Genomic DNA, 18,370 nt, shown 5'->3' on the forward strand with positions numbered 1-18,370 from the left:
TCAGAACCGCAGGCCATACAGGCCTGTTGTGGAACGGGTTGACGGCCCGGCCGTTACCGGATGTCGACCGAAAGCTTTCGGGGCCCGCGGTCGTACCCCAGCCGTGCCCGGGCCGTGCCCGGGCCGTGCCCCGGCCGCGCGTCAGGCCGGGGCGTCGGTGACCGGAGCGAGCGCCGCCGGCAGTTCCGAGCGGCGGCGAATTCCCAACTTGCGGTAGGCGCTGGTCAGATGGGTCTCCACGGTGCGCCGTGCCAGGTGCAGCAGCTCGCAGATCTCCGCGTTGGTCCGCCCCTCGGCGGCGAGCCCGGCGATCCGGCGCTCGCTCTCCGTCAGCGCGGCCGGTCCGCTGTGGACCCGCACCACCCGCGCCCCGCTGTTCACCAGCGACCGCTCGGCCGCCGCCACCATCCGCCGGGCGCCCAGCTCCTCCGCCAGGCCCGCCGCCTCGCGCAGCACCGTACGGGCCCGGCCGCGCTCCCCGGCGGCGGTCAGCCGGTCCCCCAGCGCGATGAGGGCGAGCACCAGTTCGCGTTCCCCGCCCTCGGGGGCGGTGCGCAGCACGGCCACGGCCCGCCGGCTCAGCTCGGTGCCGCGGCGGCCGCCGGTCACGGTGCCCAGCACCCGCAGGGCCCGCCCCACGGTCCGGGGGGTGCCCCAGACGAGCGCCAGCCGGTACTCCTCCTCGGCGAGTTCCAGCGCCTCCGCCGTCCGGCCCAGCCGCCGCAGGCACTCGGCCGCGCCGGACCGCCAGGGGGTGACGACCGGGCTCAGCACGTCGCGGTCCGTCTGCCGCCGGCCGCACTCCCGGAAGTCCGCGAGCGCGGCGGAGTGGTCGCCGTCCGCGGCCCGCAGCACGCCCCGGGCGTAGAGGAAGCGGTTCCACTCCCAGGAGTCGCGCGGGCCGTCCGCGGCGATGCGGTCGGCCAGCCGCCGCGCGTCGTCGCGGCGTCCCGTCTCCAGCAGGGCCTGGACGGCCTGGGACAGCACATTGACGGAACCGTGCGGCACGGAGCCGTCCGCCGGGGCGCCGGGCCGCGGGTTCTCCAGGGCCGCCCGGACGGCGGGCTCGGCCAGCAGTTCGCCGTAGCGGCCGCGGGCCGCGGCGGCGTCGGCGCGGGTGTCCGCCAGGGCGTGCAGGGCCGGGCTGAGCGCCACCGGCCGGTACGCGGAGAGCCGTTCCTCCGTGATCCGGTCGACCTCGTCGTAGCGGTCGGCCCACTGGAGGACGGCGGCGACGGTGGCCAGGACGTACGGGGCCAGCGCGGGGTCGGCCGGGGTCTTCGACAGCGCGCAGAGACGCCCCACCGCCTCCTTGGCGGAGATCAGCCCGGCGGTCGCCTCGTAGCGGACCAGCAGGGCCTGTTCGGCCTGGTCGAGGCGGTCGGGCGAGTGGGCGGCGACATGGCGCAGCCCGGCCATCACCCGCAGCCAGCTCGCCCGGTCGTACGCGGCGAGCAGTGCGGCGGCGGCCTGCGCGGCCCGGGCCTGGGCCGAGCGGTCCGGCAGTTCCTCGCAGAGGGTCCGCAGGATCTCCAGGGCCGCGTGGACGTCCCCGCCGCGCGCCAGGGCGGTGCCGAGGGCGACGGTGGTGCGGAGCCGGCCGGAGCCGGCCGGCTGCCGCAGCGGCACGGCCTCCGTGAGGTGCCGTACGCCGACCCGGCGCCCGGCGTCGGCCTCCAGGCAGCCGAGTTCGGTCAGGACCTGGCCGCGGCGTTCGCGCGACAGGGGCTCGTCCAGGGCGCGGCGCAGGAAGTCGCCGGCGGGCCGCGTCCGGCCCTCGCGCACGGCGGCGGCCGCCGCCTCCAGCAGCGCGTGCACCGCCCAGTCCGCGCCGACGGCGGGGACGTCCAGCAGCCGGCGGGCCACCGCGTCGGCGGACTCGCCACGCTGGTACAGGAGTTCGGCCGCCCTGCGGTGCACCTCCTGCCGGCGCCGGTGCGGCCAGCCGTCGAGGAGCACGTCGCGCAGCAGCGGGTGCGCGACACGGGGCGGGGCGCCGGGGGCGGCCCGGACGAGGAGTCCGGCGGTCGCCATGGCGTCGATCCAGCGCCCGGTCCGGCCCGGGTCGGTCCCGGCGACGTCCGCCAGCAGCCCGGTGTCGCCGGTGGTGTCCAGCTCGGCGAGGGTGCGGGCGAGTTCGGCCGTGGCGGGCCCGGCGCTCTCCAGGGCCCAGGCGAGCATGGTGGGGTAGCTGCCGGAGTGCAGCCGCGCCCCCGTGTCCGGGAAGGGACCGGTGCCGCCGGTGACCGCCGCCAGCCGCGCCAGGTCGTCCAGCAGGGCGTGGAGGAGCAGCGGGACACCCGCGGTCGCGCGCAGGCAGCCGTCGATCCAGCCGGGCGGCAGGCCCGCGCCCAGCCGTTCGCGGACGAGTCCCGCCGCGGCGCGGAAGCTCAGCGGGCCGAGCGTGTGCACGCTGAACAGGGTGGACGGCAGGGTGCGCAGCAGGCACGGCCGCGGGGGGTCCAGGTCGTACTGGGAGCGCTCGGTGAGGACCAGCAGGACGGGTAAGCGGTCGAGGAGGCGGGCGGCCCGGACGAACCAGCCGCGGGAGGACGGGTCGGCCAGGTGCACGTCGTCCACCGCGAGCAGCAGCGGCCCGTCGGCCGCGTACGAACGCAGCAGCCGCCAGAGCGCGGCGGCCTGGCCGGTTCCGTGCAGGGAGTGGTCCTCCCCGGTTCCCGGCTCCTCCCCGGTTCCCGGCTCCCCGCCGGGGCGCCGTCCGGGTTCCCGGGCGGGGGGCCGCAGTTCCGCGTCCAGGAGCCCGGCCACGGCGGCGAGGTCCGTGCGCGACTCCTCCCGGGAGCAGCGGACCCGCAGCACGCGCGTGCCGCGCCGCGCCTCCCGGGACGCGACCGCCTCCAGCAGCGCGCTGCGGCCGGTGCCGGTGGCGCCGCACACCATGACGAGACGGCCGGTGCCGGCCCGGGCTCGGACGGCGTCGGCGCACACCCGCTCCAGCACGTCACGGCGTTCGCGCAGGGCGGTGAGATCGCATTCCTCGGCGGTCGCGCTCGTCATCGTGCTCCCGTTCATGGGGACCTCTCCGGTGTCTGCGTCGCATCCCGGCGGAGCGGGGCTCCGCGGTGGGGCCGGCCGGCGGAACGGCACTCTCCGCGCCGCCCGAAGAGATGCGGGGAGCGCTCCCATGGTTGAGTCCGTGGTCTTCTCGTGGTTGACCACGATTGCAGGACGGCCGCCCCGGGGGGAAACCTGTGCCCGGTGGCGTCGGACACAAATCGCGTCACAGAACGAACTTTTGTCGCCCATATCCCGTCAACGGCGGTACGAGGCCGGCGACATACGGTCCCCCGGACAGCGGTGCCGATGTCGCCGCCGCCGTCCGGCCGCCGAGCAGCAGCACACGGAGCCGGTGACCCGGGCCTCCGGAAGTGGGGGAAGACGTGCGTACGACGTTCCAGAGCACGATGACGGCCGACCGCATACCCGTGGTCATCCACGCCTCCGACCCGATCACCAGAGCCGGTGCGGTCAGCCAGCTCCGGCAGCGCCCCGAGGTCGAACTCCTCGGCGAGAGCCGGGGGATGGAGCCCCGCGCCGCCGGAGTCCGGGCCGCCGGGGAGATACGCGCCGGGGAAGCACGGGCCGGCGAGGCACGCGCCGGCGAGGCACGGACCGGCGAGGCACGCGCCGGCGAGGCACGCAGTGGTGCCCGCACCGTCGCCGTGGTGCTCGCGGACCGGCTGGACGAGACCACGATGCTGCGGCTGCGCAGACTCGTCCGCACCGACGGCCTGAACGCCGTCCTGGTCACCGGTGTCATCCGGGAGGCCGAACTGCTCCAGGTCATCGAGTGCGGGGTCGGCGCCATCCTCTGGCGCCACGAAGCCACCGACCAGCGGCTGCTGCAGGCCGTGGTGGCCGCGGCGCGCGGCGAGGGCGACCTGCCGTCCGATCTGCTGGGACGGCTGATCAACCAGGTCGGGCGGCTCCAGCGGAACGCCGCGCAGCAGCCGGGCGGCAGTCCGGCCGGACTGGCGCCGCGCGAGATCGACATCCTCCGGCTGGTGTCCGAGGGCCTGGACACCCGGGAGATCGCCGGAAAGTTGTCCTATTCCGAGCGCACCGTGAAGAACGTCCTGCACGGGCTGACCACCCGGCTCCAGCTCCGCAACCGCGCCCACGCCGTCGCCTACGCGCTGCGCGAGGGCTACATCTGAGCCCGTGCCCGAGCCGTCTCGCGCGCCGCCGTGGGGGCCGGCGCACGAGCGGCCGCCGCGGGCTGCGGCCCGTACGGCCCCCGTTGCCCGCGCGGACGGCGACGGGGGCCGTACGGGCAACGGACGCTGCCCCCGCGCCGTCCCCCCGCTACGGGACGGACGGGCCCCGGCCGGGACAGGATGCCGCGGGGGAACGCCGTGCGGGAGCGCGGGACAGCGGAACGGGAAGGGCCGGGCAGCACGGTGATTCACGAGGTCGACCACGTTCTGCAGGGCCTCCTGCGCGGTGGTGTGTTCTCCGGAACGGATGTGGAGATCTCCTTCGATGCCCCGAGCCGCGACTGGGCCGCGCGCCGCAACACCCCCACGATCGACGCCTATCTGTACGACATCCGCGAGGACACCGAGCGAAGGCAGCGCGGCGCGGTCTCCGTGAAGGATGCCCGGGGCATCGTACTGAAGCGCCGTCAGCCACCCCGCTGGTTTCGGCTGTCGTATCTGGTCACCGCCTGGACCAAGCGCCCGGAGGACGAACACCGGCTGCTGTCGGCCGTCCTCGCCACTCTGCTACCCCACGAGGTGCTGACCCCCTCGGAGCTGACGGGCGCGCTCGCGGAGCTGGGGCTCTCCGTACCGATCACCATCGGGGTGCCGCCGTCCGAATCGCGCTCCCTCGCCGACATCTGGTCGGCGCTGGGCGGCGAACTGAAACCGTCGCTGGACGTGGTGGTCACCGCGCCCTTCCCGGCCGTACCCGAGTACGCGGCGGGGCCGCCGGTCACCGAGGGCGCGGGGGTCCGGGTCCGCGGACTGGATGGCGGCCCGGACGGATCACCGGAGCGGCACCACCGGCCGCGCCACCTGCGGCGGTTGACCGGCGGCGCGGCCCCGGCGAGCGGGGCCGGCCCCCGTCGCGGCGGACGGGACGGCGGGGACGACGGGGATGACGGGGACGGCCGGGGCGACGGGGACGGCCGGGGTGGAAAGCCGGACGGGGACGGTGACGCGAACGGGGGCACGCCCGGTGACGCCCCGGGCGGCGGACCGGGGCCCGGAAGCGGTCCCGGGCCGGCGGCCGGAACCCCGCCCGGTGACCGCTGGACCGCCGGAGCGGCGGACCGCCGGACGGGCGGAGCGCGGCCCCGGTGACAGCTTTCCCTACCTCACGGACAACCCCGAGCACATGAACGACCCGGAGCGCACTGATCACAGGAACCACACAGAACAGCCGGACCGGATGGACCACTTGAGCCGGATGAACCACACCGAGCACACAGACCGCTCGGACCGATCCGACCGCTCCGACCACTCGGGCCGTTCCGACCGTTCCGACCGCTCGGGCCGCTCGGGCCGCTCGGATCGCCGGACGTCCCGCCCAGCCGCGGCACTCGTCGCCCGGCTCGCCCGCCTGCGCGAACACACCGCGGCCGTGGTGGAGTCGCGCAGCACGGGCGACCCGACCGCCGACGACCCGCTGCGCGGTCTCTATCTGTCCCCCGACGCGATCACGCACGCGCTGCGCACGGCCGGCGGCACACCACCACGCACCGGCGAGAACGACACCATCGACGCGCACGACGACGGTGACGGCGCCAGCCACGGCGGCGAGGACGACGCCGGCGAGGACAGCGGCGCCGCCGCGGGCCGGCCGCCCGGCCGGGCCACCGCGCACCCGGACGACCGGCTGCCCCGGCTGGCGGCACGGTTCGGACTCGGCCGGCTGGACATCCGGATCCTGCTGACCGCACTCGCCCCCGATGTCGACCGGGCCTTCGAACCCCTCTACGGCTATCTCAACGACGACGTCGGCAGGCGCCGCGCCACCACCGGACTGGTGCTCGACCTGTGCGGCCTGCCCGCCGCGTCGGCCGCCGCCCGGGCCCGGCTCCATCCGTCCGCGCCCCTGCGCGCGACCGGCCTGCTTCTCGTCGAGGAGGACGAACGCCCCTTCCTCTCCCGCTCCTTGCGCGTGCCCGACCGGGTCACCGCCCATCTGCTCGGCGACGACACCCCCGACGCCGCCCTCATCGGGCACGCCCGGCTGCTGCCGGCAACGGGTCCGGCCGGAGCCGGTGCAGCCGGTGCGACCAGTGCGGCCGGTGCCACCTGTGCAGCCCGTGCGGCCGGTGCGGCCCGTGCGGCCAGTGCGGCCGGTGCCGCCGGTGCGACCGGTGCGGCCGGTGAAGCCGGTGAAGCCGATGGCACGGGCGGCGGCGGGCGGCCCGATTCCTTCACGGGACGGCTCGCCGCACGGCTGACCGCAGGGCCTGCCACGGGGCCCCAGCTCGTACATCTGCGCGAACACCGTCCCGGCGACGGCCTCTCCTGCGCCCTGACCGCGCTGCGGGCGGCCGGCCGGGAGGCGCTCCTCCTCACCCCGGCCCCGGCGACCGGAGCCACGGCCGGAGCGGACGGCCACCACCACACTGACCCGGCGGCGGCCCCCACGCCCACGCACTCCGGCCCGCCGCCGCTCACCGCGCTGCTGCGCGAGGCACGGCTGCGCGACTGCGCGATCGTCGTGGCCCCGCTGCCGGACGGCGAGGCGGCGGCGACGCTGGTCCGGGGGCTGTCCACGGAGGACGTACCGGTGCTGCTGGCGGGGCCGGACCCGTACGACCCGCACTGGTCCGGCGAACACCCCGCGCCGCTGGCCCTCGACGCCCCCCGGCGCGCGGCCGGGGCGACCGCCGTCTGGGCCGAGGCGCTGGGCCTGGACGACGACGGGGACGGCCCGGATCGCGGCGAGGGCAGTGACAGAAACGGGAACGACGGCAGCGGGAGCAGCGGTACCGGCACCGGTGACGGGCTCGACCTGGCCCGGGTCACCGCCGCCTACCGGCTCGGTGACGAGCAGATCCGGCGCGCCGCCGGGGCCGCGCGCGGTCTGGCCGTCTTCGACGGCACTCCTCTCACCGCCGCCCACATCCGGCTGGCCGCGCGCCAGCAGTCCGCCTCGGGGCTGGAGCGGCACGCCCGCCGTATCCGGCCCGCCGTGGACTGGGACGATCTCGTCCTCCCCGAGGCCCCGCTGGCGCAGTTGCGCGAGCTTGCCCTGCGGTCCCGGTTCCGGGACCGGGTGCTGGGCGAGTGGCGGCTGAGTGCGGGCGGCGGCCGGGGCCGCGGCGTCCTGGGCCTGTTCGCGGGCGAGTCCGGCACCGGCAAGACCCTGTCGGCCGAGGTGGTGGCCGCCGAACTGGGCCTCGACCTCTACGTCGTCCAGCTCTCCTCCGTCGTCGACAAGTACGTGGGCGAGACGGAGAAGAACCTCGAACGCATCTTCACCGAGGCGGACCGCACCGACGCGGTGCTGCTCTTCGACGAGGCCGACGCCGTGTTCGGCAAGCGCTCCGAGGTGAAGGACGCGCACGACCGCTACGCCAACATGGAGAGCGCCTATCTGCTCCAGCGGCTGGAGTCCTTCGACGGCATCGCGCTGCTGACCACCAACCTCCGGGCCAATATCGACGAGGCGTTCACCCGCCGGCTCGACCTGGTGGTCGACTTCCCGTTCCCCGACGCGGAGCAGCGCCTCGCGCTGTGGCACAACAGCCTGGCGGCCGTTCCGTGCGAGGACGGCCTCGACGCGGGGCCGTGCGCGCGGGAGTTCGAGCTGTCCGGCGGCGCCATCCGCAGCGCCGTGGTCACCGCCGCCTACGCGGCGGCGGCCCGGGGCGGGGCCGTGGGCCCGGAGGATCTGCTGGCCGGGGCGCGTCGCGAGTACCGCAAGGCCGGCCGGCTGGTCCCGTCGGCCGGCCGGGGCTGGTGACCGTACAGGGCCGGAGGCCGTGTGTGCCGCGCTAGTGTGCCGCGCTAGGCCCCGGGGCCGGTCACCCGGGAACTCATCAACTGACCGTACTCGTCAGCCCTCTTCGACGCTCCGAGTGCCGTATGCCAAGAAGGTGCCGTAGCCGGGGCGGCCCGCGCACGCCCCGGCTACGGCACCACCGCCGACCACTTCCCCCGCCGGAGGCGCACGGTGCCGTCCGGGTCGATGCGGACCTTGGCCCCGTAGACCGGCAGGGCGCCCTCGGTGTTGAGGCGGGTTCTGATCCGCTCCAGTTCGTCCCACAGCCGCCGGGGTCCGCTCTGGTGGACCTCCGGCGGGTCGGTCCAGGAGGCGGTGGCCCGGGCCCAGGAGCCGTCGGGGTGCGCCATCCAGGCGGTGCGCCGCCGGCCGGGCCCCTCCTCGAAGCGGTGCTCGATGCCGGGGGCGGTCAGCTCCAGCATCGACCACACATCCCACGCCTCCTGCACGTTCAGGACGGGATAGCGGCCGGTGCCGACGTGCTCGCCCTCCTGGTCGCGGGCCGCGGCGAACTGCTCGCCGAGCCCAGGCCCGAGCCCGGGCGGGTGCGGATAGTCGGTGCCGTGGCGGGCGCGCATGAACCCCGCACGGTCCCACTGCACTTCGCCGTCCGCGCCTCCGTCCTCGCTCTTGTCGGCGGTGACGATGACGGGCATGTTCTCCAGGGTGGTGACGAGCCGCCCGCCCGGGCGCAGCGCGGCCAGCCACGAGGCCGGGACGGGCCGGACGGCGACCATGGAGACGATGCGGTCGTAGCTGCCCGGCAGCGGTCCGGTGGCGTCCAACTCCCGTACGGCCGACGCCAGGCCGGCCGACGCCAGACGTTCGGTGGCGGCCTTCACCAGGTAGCCGTCCACGTCCACGCTGGTCACCCGGCCGGCGCCGAGGCGTGCGCAGGCCAGGGCCGTGGAGTAGCCGGATCCGGTGCCCACGATGAGCAGGTCCGCGCTGTCGCTGATCATGCCGTGCCGCAGCATGCGCACCACCAGGGACGGGTGGGTGGAGGAGGAGGTCGGCAGGCCGGTCGGCCGGTCGCCGGGGCGGGCGTGGTCGGCGTGCAGAGGTCCGACCCGGGTCACCAGCGATCCCGCGTAGCTGTAGGCGGCCGACGCCCACCGGGCTTCGTCGGCCGGGCCGTCGCGCAGCTCCCAGCCGTCGCCGTCGGGCTGCCACCAGCGGGGGACGAAGAGGTGGCGGGGCGTGGACGCCACGGCGGGCCGCCATCGCGACACCGGGTGCGTCACCGCGGCGGCAAGCCGTTCGGCGGGCCCGTTCCAGTCCATGGCCGGCTCTTTCATTCGTAGGCCGGATCGCAGGCCGGCGTCTCCGCCGGGGAGCAGTCGGAGCCGTCGCTGTTCGGGTTGCAGCCGGTCGCGGTCCGGCACTTGGGGATCCGGGCGACCAGATCGGCCATGTCGGCGCTCCCCAGAATGGTCCCAAGTGGTGTGGCCCGGACGTTACCGGCCGGGGGCAGGAAGCGGGAGAGCACGCACGGCCAGACGTCCCCGTGCGGGCCGATGGCGGCACGCCCGATCCCGCACTTGCCGCACAGTTCACCAACGGCGGGCGCCGTGGTGGCGGCGGCCCGGCCGATGCCGCGCTGCCGGTCGGTGTGGATGCGCTGGACCCCGAGGGCTTCCAGCTCCCCGCGGGCCTGTTCGACGCGCTGCCCGTCGAAGGTGTCGATGATGCCGACCCTGAGTGGGATGCCGAGCCGCACGGCCCTGCGGATGTTGTCGCGGATACGGCGGTGCGAGGCCCGGCGGCCGGTGACCCAGGCATGCTGGTCGGCCGCGTCGCTGTAGTAGGACGTGGCCAGGGACACCGCCGGGTGCCGCAGACGCTCCCACAGCGACTGCCGGACGGCCACGAGGTTGGAGAACACCTCGACGCGGAGGCCCTGAGCGAGCGCGTGGTCCAGCAGCTCGGGGAAGTCGGGGTGAAGGGTCGGCTCGCCGCCGATGAACTGGACGTGGGGCACACCCATGCCGGCGGCCTGCCGGAGCACCGACCGCCAATCGCCGGCCGTCATGGTGCCGTGCCCGCCGGAACGGCCGGAGTCGGCGTAGCAGTGGGCGCAGGCGAGCTGGCACTTTCCGGTGATCTCCAACTCCAGGGATTTCGTCGTGAGTGGGGTCGCTGTTGTCATGGCCGGTCTTCCTCTCGGTGTCGGTCCCGATCTCGGTCAGGTCGGCAGAGCTGTTGCGGTGGTGGTTGCGGTCGGACGTCATATCGGCTTGGCGGTCTCGGCTCCGTTCGGGTCGGGCGCGGGGTCCTGGCGGGCCGGTGTGTCCTGATATACCCGGATGTTCCCGGCCAGTTGCTGCATCTCGTGGCCGATGACGGCGGGGTCGGCGTCGGTGTCGGCCACCACGACCAGCCGACTGTCCTTCCCGGCCGAGGAGATGAGGACCAGCCGGGTGTCCAGTTCCGCGGCGATCTGCCGCACCTGGTCGTCGCTGTTCAGAAGCCTCCCGGACCCGCCGGCCAGGGAGTACATGCCGCAGGCCACGGCCGCGAGATGAGCGGCGGTGTCCCGGTCCGTGCCGGAGAACGTCTTCACCAGCCCGTCCCGGGAGAGGAGCACCGCCGTCAGGGCGCCGGGTACGTGTGCTGCCAAGCCCTCCAGAAGCCACGTCAGATGGCTGCCGGGAACGTCTGCGTGCACGGTCATGCGGGGTCTTTCTCCTGTCTGTGGTGGGCGGGTGTGTTCGACACCCGGCGTGGTGGGCCGCCCGACCGCCCACGGGAGAAGCGGTCGAGCGGCCCGGGTGCCTCGCAGGGACCCGAACGGGGGGCCGCGGCCGCTGCGAGGCGGCTTCGGGGGACCGGCGCGATCAGGCCCGGCGGCAGGTCGGACCCGCCCTGGAGGTGGGTCTGCGCGGGCCCCGGGTCGGGATGGCACGCGCCCCGGGTCAGGATGGAGGAACGCGAGGTCAGCCGGCGGCGGCTACTTCACACTCCGGCTCGTCGGCAGGGGCAGCGGCGGTGAGAGTGCACCACACGCGGCTGACGTCTTCGCTGACGCCCCAGTCTTCGGCGAGGGCCTGGACGAGGAGGAGCCCGCGGCCGTTCTCGTCGTCCTCGCTGGGTGAGGGCAGGTTCTCCGGACCCCACGCGCACGGCTGGTTCTGGGCGGCACCGGTGGTCGTCACGTCGAGGCGAACTTCGCCGTCGCGGCAGGTCAGCCGGAGGGCGACGTCTCCGTGGCCGTGGCACACCGCGTTGCTCAGCAGCTCCGACACCACAAGCCGCACGTCGTCGACCAGGCCGCCCAGCTTCCACAACTCCAGCTGCTGGGCCGCCACTTCACGCGCCCGGCCCGGCCACCGGCGTCCGTCACCGTCCACGGCCCTCCGGAACACCAGGTCCAGGCCATCGCCGCGAAGGGTGAGGGCACCGCGCCCCGGGAGACAGCCGTCAGGGGCGCGGCCAGACGGTGTCCCGGGAGCGGGGCGTGCTGTGCCCGCCGTGTCCGGCGTCACGAGGTCCGCGCCGGGGTCTGCGGCGGTCGGGGGAAGCGCGGGCATGAGGGGACCTCTTGGTGTGAGGCCGGCGGGCAGGCCGGCAGCCGGCGCGCGGTGGCGGGTAGCTGGGCCCGGTATCGGCAGTGAACGTCGCAGGGCGGGGTTGGTATGCGAGGGAAAACCTGTCGAGGCTGCGTCAGCCAGGGCCCATAGGAGGATGCGTTCAGCCAGCGGGCGGCTGCGGTGGGTGCTCACGGTGCATCCGCCGCGCCGACGAGGAGTGCGCCGACTTCGGCGCAGAGCCGGAGAGCTTCCTCAGCCGTGACGACAAGCTCCAAGTCTTCGGCTTCGGTGCCATCACCGTGACTGATGCGTAGCGGGATGGCGAACCGGCCGGCTTCGGTCATCCGGACGGCAGCCCCGGACGTACGTTCGGCTCGCTTACCCCACGGTTCCGTGACCGTTGAGTGACTTGTAGTCATGAAGAGAACCGTAGAACCAAAGCGGCTGGTCACCCCTGAGAAGAATTCAGGGCTGACCAGCCGTAAGGGGGAGTGAGGTTATGCAGACATGCCGATGTGCCGTGCAACTGCCCGCAATTCCATCTTGAACAGTGGCTTTTCCCGCTTGAGTAGGTCAGCCACCGCCTCGCGGACCAAGGGCGAGTAGACGATTTCTTCCGGTGACTCGGCCTTCAAACGACCCAGCATGTGCACGGTTGCGTAGTCGTCCCGCTGAGCTCGACTGCAGTTCATGACCTCGATGAGATAGCGGGTACGCCGCTCGAGTGGCGTCTTGTCGCTGAGGGGGATGCTGTCCGCCAGTCGCATGGCCTCACTGCTGTTCCCTTCCTCAGCTGCCAAGTGCACGCTGTGCATGGCCACGTTGCCCGGCCCGAAACAGGTGTGCCAGTCGTTCCGGTCCGTACCGATACGCTCGGCGACACGCTCGGCCCCGCGGTAGAGGTCCCAGGCCACTGTGTCCTGGCTGGTCCGTACGGCAGCCACGGCCCCTTGCAGGTGCAGGGCGCCGTACGCCGACAGGTGCTCCACACGGGCGTCCTCGTCCGGGGCGCAGTTGGCGATCATCTCTCGTGCGAGTTCGACGCTGTCCCTCACGTCGCCAGCGGATGTGAGCACACACGACAGATTCCACGCGGCTGCAGCCAGGAGACCCGGATCACCGACGCTGTCAGCCAGCGCCAGCCCACGGTCTGCCGCAATCCGCGCCAGCGCCGGTTCACCCAAGCGGCGCAGCCAAATCTGAAAGAGTCCGTACAGGCTGATCATGTCCTGGATGACGGGCCGCTCGCTCGTCGCATCGACATCCCGCAGCAGGGCGTTGCCCCACCCCAGCAGACCGGGAAGCAACTCCCCGACATCCGAATACCGGTTCTCCCTCTGGGTCTCGTAGACCTCCCATGCCTTGGCCACAGCATCGGCGAACTTCTCGGACGTCTCGCTTCCCATGCCGTTGGCCAGCAGGGACGACGGCATGGACAGGGCGCGGCGGATTGCCGGCACGGCTGCGTGCTGCGCATCGCTGCCGTCCACCGCGCCGGAGAGCACTCCGCCCGTCAGATCGGAGAGGTCCCGGACGCCCAGTACCTGTGCGAGATCCCACAGGACCGAGATGCGGTCCACGGGCAGCAGTCCGTGCTCCACCTTGTAGATCCAGTTCTCCGACCTGCCGACCAGCTCGGCCAGGTTCCTTTGAGAGAGCAAGCGCCTTTCGCGGTAGTACCGGATGCGCTCCCCGACAGTGAAGTGTCGTTCGTACGGCATGGATTGGCCTCCCTGGCGCTGCGTACGGGGCACTTGTAGCCAGCGTAGGCCCGGCAGTTCGGCCCAAGGGGTGATACTGGACGTCTCTCCCTCGGGAAGGGCACTCACGGCTTCTTGTGGACGTGAGTGCGGGGCCACCAGTTCACGCACGTCGGTGAGGAGTGCCTTTGAGTTACCACGGTTTGATCCTGGATTTCGGTGGTGTCCTCACCACTCGCATGCGACTCAACGGCGAAGCCTTTGAGCGGTCCGAAGGCCTGCCCCCGGGTGCCTATTTTCACGCCCTGAACGAACACCCGGACGGGGTCGCCATCTATGCCGACCTGGAGGTCGGCCGCGCCACACAGACCGAGTGGAACCAGGTGATCGGCGGCATCCTCGGCATCGACCCCACCAATCTCATGGGCCGGGCCCTGGCCAACCTCCGACCCGAAGCAGCGATCGTAGAAGCTGCCGACCGGGCCAGAGCTGCCGGTGTCAAAGTGGCGATGCTCTCCAACTCTTTCGGCCTGGAGCCGTACAACCCGTATGCGGCGCTCGGTATGCACGAAGGATTCGACGTGGTTGTGCTCTCTGAGCAGGTAGGGGTGCGGAAGCCGTCCACCGCCATCTACCAGCACGCCCTGGATGAGCTCGGCCTGGCCGGGCCGGAATGCGTGTTCGTGGACGACCACGCCCAAAACCTCCCGCCGGCCGAGGCGCTCGGAATCCGCACCGTTCACCACACAGACGCCGGCTCGACCGCCACGCAGCTCGACGCGTTCTTGTCGGCCCGCACCGGAGAGGGCCCGCTCGCGGTCCGGTAGGGGACGCCCAGCGGCCTGACCGTGGTTGCCGCGGCTGCGTCCAGCGGGAGCGGTTCCGCGTCGCTCGGACTCCGAAGGGCGTTGCCGGGCACGGTGTGGGGGAGTCCTTCGGCGGCGGCGTCAGCCAGGGCACCTCGGCGTGTGCGCGGCCGAGCCGGGGGGTTCGTCGTCATGGTTCGGCTCCATGTCGGAACGGTCAGTGACGACATGGTGACCGGATGGCCAGACCCCAACTATCACGAGTTGGTGATAGTTGGGGCCATGGCTTCGCCGGGTGTCACTTGGGTGCGGGTCCAAGCCAGGATCCATAGGCCGGGAAAGTGTCCGGCAGCCGCCGGTGGGCCGCCTCCAGTCCGGCGTAGGTATCGCGGACCGTCGGGTGGTACTTCGCCTGCTGGGGAGCCGCTTTGCGGGCCATGAGCAGGCTGGCGAACGCGTCGCCGAGCCTGCCGGTCCACAGCTGGGCACGTGCGACTTCCGCGTGGTGGTGGCTGGTGCGGGAGTTCGGCCAGTCCGCGGGAATGTGCGTCCTGTCGGCCTCCTTCACGGCTCGCCCGTACTGGTCGAGTTCCGCGAGGACCGACACGCGATGCACTTTGGCTTTCGTCGGGGACCGGGGCCCGAGTCTCAGCCCGGCAGACGGCCGTTGTACTTCCAGAGCTGGTTGGTCGCGCCGTTGCAGGGCCACAGCACGGCCGTGCTGCCATCGGCCTTCTGGTGGTCGAAGATGTCGACGCACTTGCCGGAGTCCACGGCGAGCAGATACCTGTCCTCGTGGAACCGGAACTGCTGGGCGGGCTGCCCGTTGCAGTTGGCGATCTGGATGTCGGTGAAGTCGTCGTGCTTGCCCCAGGCCACGTCCATGCACATCCCCTGGGAGCGGAACGTGCCGTCGTTCTCCGCCTTCCAGGTCTGCCCCGCGGAGCCCTTGCGGCAGGTCTCGATGACGAGCTGGGTGCCGTCCAGGCCGTCGGTGCTGCTCAGGCACTTGCCGGAGTCGTCGCTGACGAAGGTGCCGGTGACCGACGGCGCCTTGTTCTCCTTCGCGGGCGCCGTCTCCTCGCCGCCACCGCCACCGCCGCCCGCGTCGTCCTCGCCGCCTTCGCTGTCCTTCTCCTTCTCCGGGGCGTCCGCCGGCTTCTTCGGCTTCTCGTCCTCCGCCGGGGCCGACGGCTCGGGCGCGGATGCCGAGGGACTCGCGGACGGCGGTGCGAGTTCCTGGGGCTGCTCCCCGGCGGCCGCGGCCTTCTCGGTGGCCAGGGTCTTGACCTGCGGGCCCCGGGCGAACCAGAGGATCGCCAACGTCATACCCAGCGCGAGCAGCAGAGCGAAGCCGGCCAGCACCCAGTGCGGGAAGACGCTGCGCTGGACGTAGGTGCCCTCGACGGGCAGCGGCTCGGTTCCCGAGCGCTGGAGGGCCAGGGCGAAGGGGCGGATCTCCTTCCGCCCGAACCAGCTGACCTCCTTCGGCCGCACGCTCGTCTTCACCCACGCGGCCCGGCCCGGCTCGATCTGCAGACTGCTCGGATGAACGTCGAAGCCGAGCTGGTCGCTGGGATCGCCGCCGGTCACCGAGGCGGTCAGCCGGGTGTTGCCCAGATTGTCCACCGCGAGGACGGGACGGCCGCGGAAGCGCCCCTTGGTGACGGGAGGCACCAGTTCGGCCCGCACCTCCGTGAACGGCGTGATGGTGAGGTTGCCCTCCACCACCGTGGCCGCCTCCGGGTGCTCCGTCGGCACGATCTGCACACCGTACGGATTGGGCCCGGCGGTCGCGTCGGGCGAACGCGGCGGTGAGAACCGCAGCTCCACCGTGCCCGTCTGCCCCGGATACACCTTCAGGGCAGCTGGCTCCGCGCGCACCCAGAGAGCCGGATCGCCCACCGGGACGACGCGGTACTCGTCCACCACGTCCCCGGTGTTCCGGATTCGCAGCCGCACCATCGTGGTGCCGCCCGCGTCCACCGTCGTCGAAGCCGGCTCAAGAGAAGTCCACATACTCACGCGCCCGACGCTAGCCATCCGGCCGGAGCCGGTCACCAGGAGACGAGGCAGGGCCGATGCCCCAACGGACCTCCCCGTTGCCTTTTCGGCACGGCGCGGTCCCGGCGCGCGCGAGGCGGACGGGCCGGCCGGCGCCCCGGGCGGGCCGGGTGCTGGCGGGGTGCTGGCCGGCCGCGGGCGGCGGGCGGTACGGAAGGGCAGGCGACGCTGCCCCCGGTTGCGCCCCGCCGGACAGCGTTCCCCGCCCCGCAGAGGGGATTACTTGACTGTCCGTGCCCGTGGCCGCGAGCCCGGAGGCGGAAGGCGGCACGGCGCGGGCGGCGGATCGTCCGCCGGGCCCTCGCCTCCGGCCGGCCCCCGCGTCCGCCTCGTGCGGCGGCCCGTCCCGTTCCCGCGCGGCGGACGGCTCCGGTGCGGTGCACGCCCGGAACACCGGGCCGCCCCGGGCGCCGGCGCCCGGGTGACGGCCCCCGCGCGGCCCCCGGCGGCGGGCCGCCCGGTCGGCGCGCGCCAACTGCCCGTACGGGCAGCCCTCTTGCCCCTGGTCCGGTACCCGTGACCGTTTTCGCCGGACGCGGGCTCGGCGAGGCTGGGCGGCGTCACATCGCGTACTCCGAGGAGAGCCCAGCATGCCGTCGTATCTGTCACCGGGCGTCTACGTGGAGGAGGTGGCCAGTGGCTCTCGTCCCATCGAGGGGGTGGGCACCTCCGTGGCGGCCTTCGTCGGCCTCGCGCCGGAAGGGCCGCTCAACGAACCGACGCTGGTGACCAACTGGACGCAGTACGTGGCGGCCTTCGGCGACTTCACCGACGGGTACCACCTCGCCCACTCCGTCTACGGCTTCTTCAACAACGGCGGCAGCGCCGCCTATGTCGTCCGCGTCGGCGGCGTGCCCGGCGGGGAGTCGGGGACGGCCGCCGGCGCGGGCGGCTCGGCGAACGGGAAGAGGGCCGCCGGGGACGGTCCCGCGGCCCTGCCCGCCGGGGAACCGCGGCAGCTCGGCAAGTTCCGGGTGGCCGCGATCGCCGCCGCCGAGAGCGGCGCCGGACTGAGCGTCGAGGTCGCCGACCCGGAGGGCGAGGGGCCCGCCGAGCGCTTCCGGCTGATCGTCAAGGACGGCGACCGCCCGGTCGAGACCTTCGACGTCACGGCCAGCAAGAAGAGCGGCCGCACCTACGTCGTCACCCAGGTGCGGGAGCGCTCCCGGCTGATCACCGTGGAGGAGGCCGCGCCCGCCGCGCAGCTCGCCCGCCCGGAGAACCAGACGGTGGCGCTGCCCGCCCCGGCCGGTGCCGTGGCGACCCGGGGCGCGGAGGGCGGCGGTGTGGCTCCGGCCGGCGGCCAGGCCGGGCCGGGTGAGTACCTCGGTGACTCCGCCGACCGCACCGGCTTCGGCGGTCTGGAGGCCGTGGACGAGATCTCCATGGTCGCCGTCCCCGACCTGATGGCGGCCTACCAGCGCGGCGCCCTCGACCTGGAGGCCGTCAAGGCCGTCCAGCTCGGGCTCATCGCGCACTGCGAGCTGATGGGCGACCGCGTCGCCGTCATCGACCCGCCGCCGGGGCTCAACGCCCGCGAGGTGCGGGTCTGGCGGCAGGAGACCGCGGGCTACGACTCCAAGTACGCGGCGCTGTACTACCCCTGGATCAAGGTCTTCGACCCCTCCTCCGGCCAGCCGCGGCTCGTTCCGCCGAGCGGCCACGTGGCGGGCATCTGGGCGCGCAACGACGCCGAGCGCGGCGTGCACAAGGCACCCGCCAACGAGGTGGTGCGCGGCGCCGTCGACCTGGAGCTGCAGATCACCCGCGGCGAGCAGGACCTGCTCAACCCCGTCGGCGTCAACTGCATCCGGGCCTTCCCCGGCCGCGGCATCCGCGTCTGGGGCGCCCGCACCCTCTCCTCCGACCCGGCCTGGCGCTACCTCAACGTCCGCCGGTACTTCAACTACCTGGAGGAGTCGATCCTGATCGGCACCCAGTGGGTGGTGTTCGAGCCCAACGACCACGCGCTGTGGGCCCGGATCCGGCGGAACGTCTCGGCGTTCCTCGTCAACGAGTGGCGCAGCGGCGCCCTGTTCGGCGCCCGCCCGGAGGACGCGTACTACGTCAAGTGCGACGAGGAGACCAACCCCCCGGAGTCGGTGGACCTCGGGCGCGTCATCTGCGAGATCGGCGTGTCGCCGGTGAAGCCGGCCGAGTTCGTGATCTTCCGGCTGGCGCAGTTCTCCGACGGCGGCGGCCAGTTGGACGAGTGAGCCGCGCGGCGCCGCCGCGGGCGCGCGCCGGCTCCTCCCGGCCAACCGTCATTCAGTCAGCAGCCGTC

Annotated in this window: 13 protein-coding genes and 1 pseudogene; 5 read left to right on the forward strand and 9 right to left on the reverse strand. The window is 73.5% G+C overall.

The window, feature by feature from the left end:
• Window positions 1-141: 141 nt before the first annotated feature.
• The gene (locus tag KBZ10_RS02915; RefSeq protein ID WP_247701716.1) at window positions 142-3,033 is read right to left on the reverse strand and encodes a LuxR family transcriptional regulator; all 2,892 of its coding nucleotides are present in this window, start codon (window positions 3,031-3,033) and stop codon (window positions 142-144) included.
• Between the two features lie 392 nt (window positions 3,034-3,425).
• Between KBZ10_RS02915 and KBZ10_RS02920 the strand changes: the two genes are divergently transcribed.
• The 3 genes and pseudogenes from KBZ10_RS02920 (at window position 3,426) to KBZ10_RS02930 (ending at window position 7,947) form a co-directional block, all read left to right on the forward strand.
• The gene (locus KBZ10_RS02920) at window positions 3,426-4,178 is read left to right on the forward strand and encodes a response regulator transcription factor (RefSeq protein WP_247701765.1); all 753 of its coding nucleotides are present in this window, start codon (window positions 3,426-3,428) and stop codon (window positions 4,176-4,178) included.
• Window positions 4,179-4,421: 243 nt separating this feature from the next.
• A pseudogene (locus KBZ10_RS02925) lies at window positions 4,422-5,096 on the forward strand (DUF4255 domain-containing protein); the annotation flags it as partial.
• A gap of 172 nt (window positions 5,097-5,268) precedes the next feature.
• On the forward strand, window positions 5,269-7,947 hold the full coding sequence (locus tag KBZ10_RS02930; RefSeq protein ID WP_307847156.1) for an ATP-binding protein: 2,679 nt from the start codon (window positions 5,269-5,271) through the stop codon (window positions 7,945-7,947).
• A gap of 167 nt (window positions 7,948-8,114) precedes the next feature.
• On the opposite strand, the gene KBZ10_RS02935 is transcribed toward KBZ10_RS02930, so the two are convergent.
• From KBZ10_RS02935 to KBZ10_RS02960, 6 genes are all read right to left on the reverse strand, one after another.
• Complete coding sequence (locus KBZ10_RS02935; RefSeq protein ID WP_210985873.1) at window positions 8,115-9,269, reverse strand: methyltransferase domain-containing protein; 1,155 nt, start codon at window positions 9,267-9,269, stop codon at window positions 8,115-8,117.
• 11 nt (window positions 9,270-9,280) lie between these two features.
• Window positions 9,281-10,135, reverse strand: coding sequence for a radical SAM/SPASM domain-containing protein (locus KBZ10_RS02940; protein WP_210985874.1), 855 nt, complete (start codon window positions 10,133-10,135; stop codon window positions 9,281-9,283).
• Window positions 10,136-10,213: 78 nt separating this feature from the next.
• Window positions 10,214-10,660, reverse strand: coding sequence for a roadblock/LC7 domain-containing protein (locus tag KBZ10_RS02945; protein ID WP_210985875.1), 447 nt, complete (start codon window positions 10,658-10,660; stop codon window positions 10,214-10,216).
• A 262-nt stretch (window positions 10,661-10,922) separates the two neighbouring features.
• Window positions 10,923-11,336 (reverse strand): ATP-binding protein, encoded by a 414-nt coding sequence (locus KBZ10_RS02950; RefSeq protein WP_210985876.1) that lies wholly within the window; start codon window positions 11,334-11,336, stop codon window positions 10,923-10,925.
• A 368-nt stretch (window positions 11,337-11,704) separates the two neighbouring features.
• Complete coding sequence (locus KBZ10_RS02955) at window positions 11,705-11,935, reverse strand: hypothetical protein (RefSeq protein WP_210985877.1); 231 nt, start codon at window positions 11,933-11,935, stop codon at window positions 11,705-11,707.
• Between the two features lie 78 nt (window positions 11,936-12,013).
• Window positions 12,014-13,237 carry a helix-turn-helix transcriptional regulator gene (locus KBZ10_RS02960; protein ID WP_210985878.1) on the reverse strand — a complete coding sequence of 408 codons (1,224 nt, stop codon included), beginning with the start codon at window positions 13,235-13,237 and terminating at the stop codon, window positions 12,014-12,016.
• A gap of 161 nt (window positions 13,238-13,398) precedes the next feature.
• Between KBZ10_RS02960 and KBZ10_RS02965 the strand changes: the two genes are divergently transcribed.
• Window positions 13,399-14,043 (forward strand): HAD family phosphatase, encoded by a 645-nt coding sequence (locus KBZ10_RS02965; RefSeq protein WP_307847158.1) that lies wholly within the window; start codon window positions 13,399-13,401, stop codon window positions 14,041-14,043.
• Window positions 14,044-14,320: 277 nt separating this feature from the next.
• On the opposite strand, the gene KBZ10_RS02970 is transcribed toward KBZ10_RS02965, so the two are convergent.
• Both KBZ10_RS02970 and KBZ10_RS02975 read right to left on the reverse strand, forming a co-directional pair.
• Window positions 14,321-14,629: a hypothetical protein gene (locus KBZ10_RS02970; RefSeq protein ID WP_374223295.1), complete on the reverse strand. Its 309-nt coding sequence runs from the start codon at window positions 14,627-14,629 to the stop codon at window positions 14,321-14,323.
• A 41-nt stretch (window positions 14,630-14,670) separates the two neighbouring features.
• Entirely contained in the window at window positions 14,671-16,041 is a 1,371-nt protein-coding gene (locus KBZ10_RS02975) for a ricin-type beta-trefoil lectin domain protein (protein ID WP_247701766.1), read from the reverse strand.
• A gap of 635 nt (window positions 16,042-16,676) precedes the next feature.
• Between KBZ10_RS02975 and KBZ10_RS02980 the strand changes: the two genes are divergently transcribed.
• Window positions 16,677-18,302 (forward strand): phage tail sheath subtilisin-like domain-containing protein, encoded by a 1,626-nt coding sequence (locus KBZ10_RS02980; RefSeq protein WP_210985880.1) that lies wholly within the window; start codon window positions 16,677-16,679, stop codon window positions 18,300-18,302.
• The last annotated feature ends 68 nt before the right edge of the window (window positions 18,303-18,370 follow it).

Source organism: Streptomyces sp. F63, assembly GCF_018070345.1.
Taxonomy (GTDB): Bacteria; Actinomycetota; Actinomycetes; order Streptomycetales; family Streptomycetaceae; genus Streptomyces.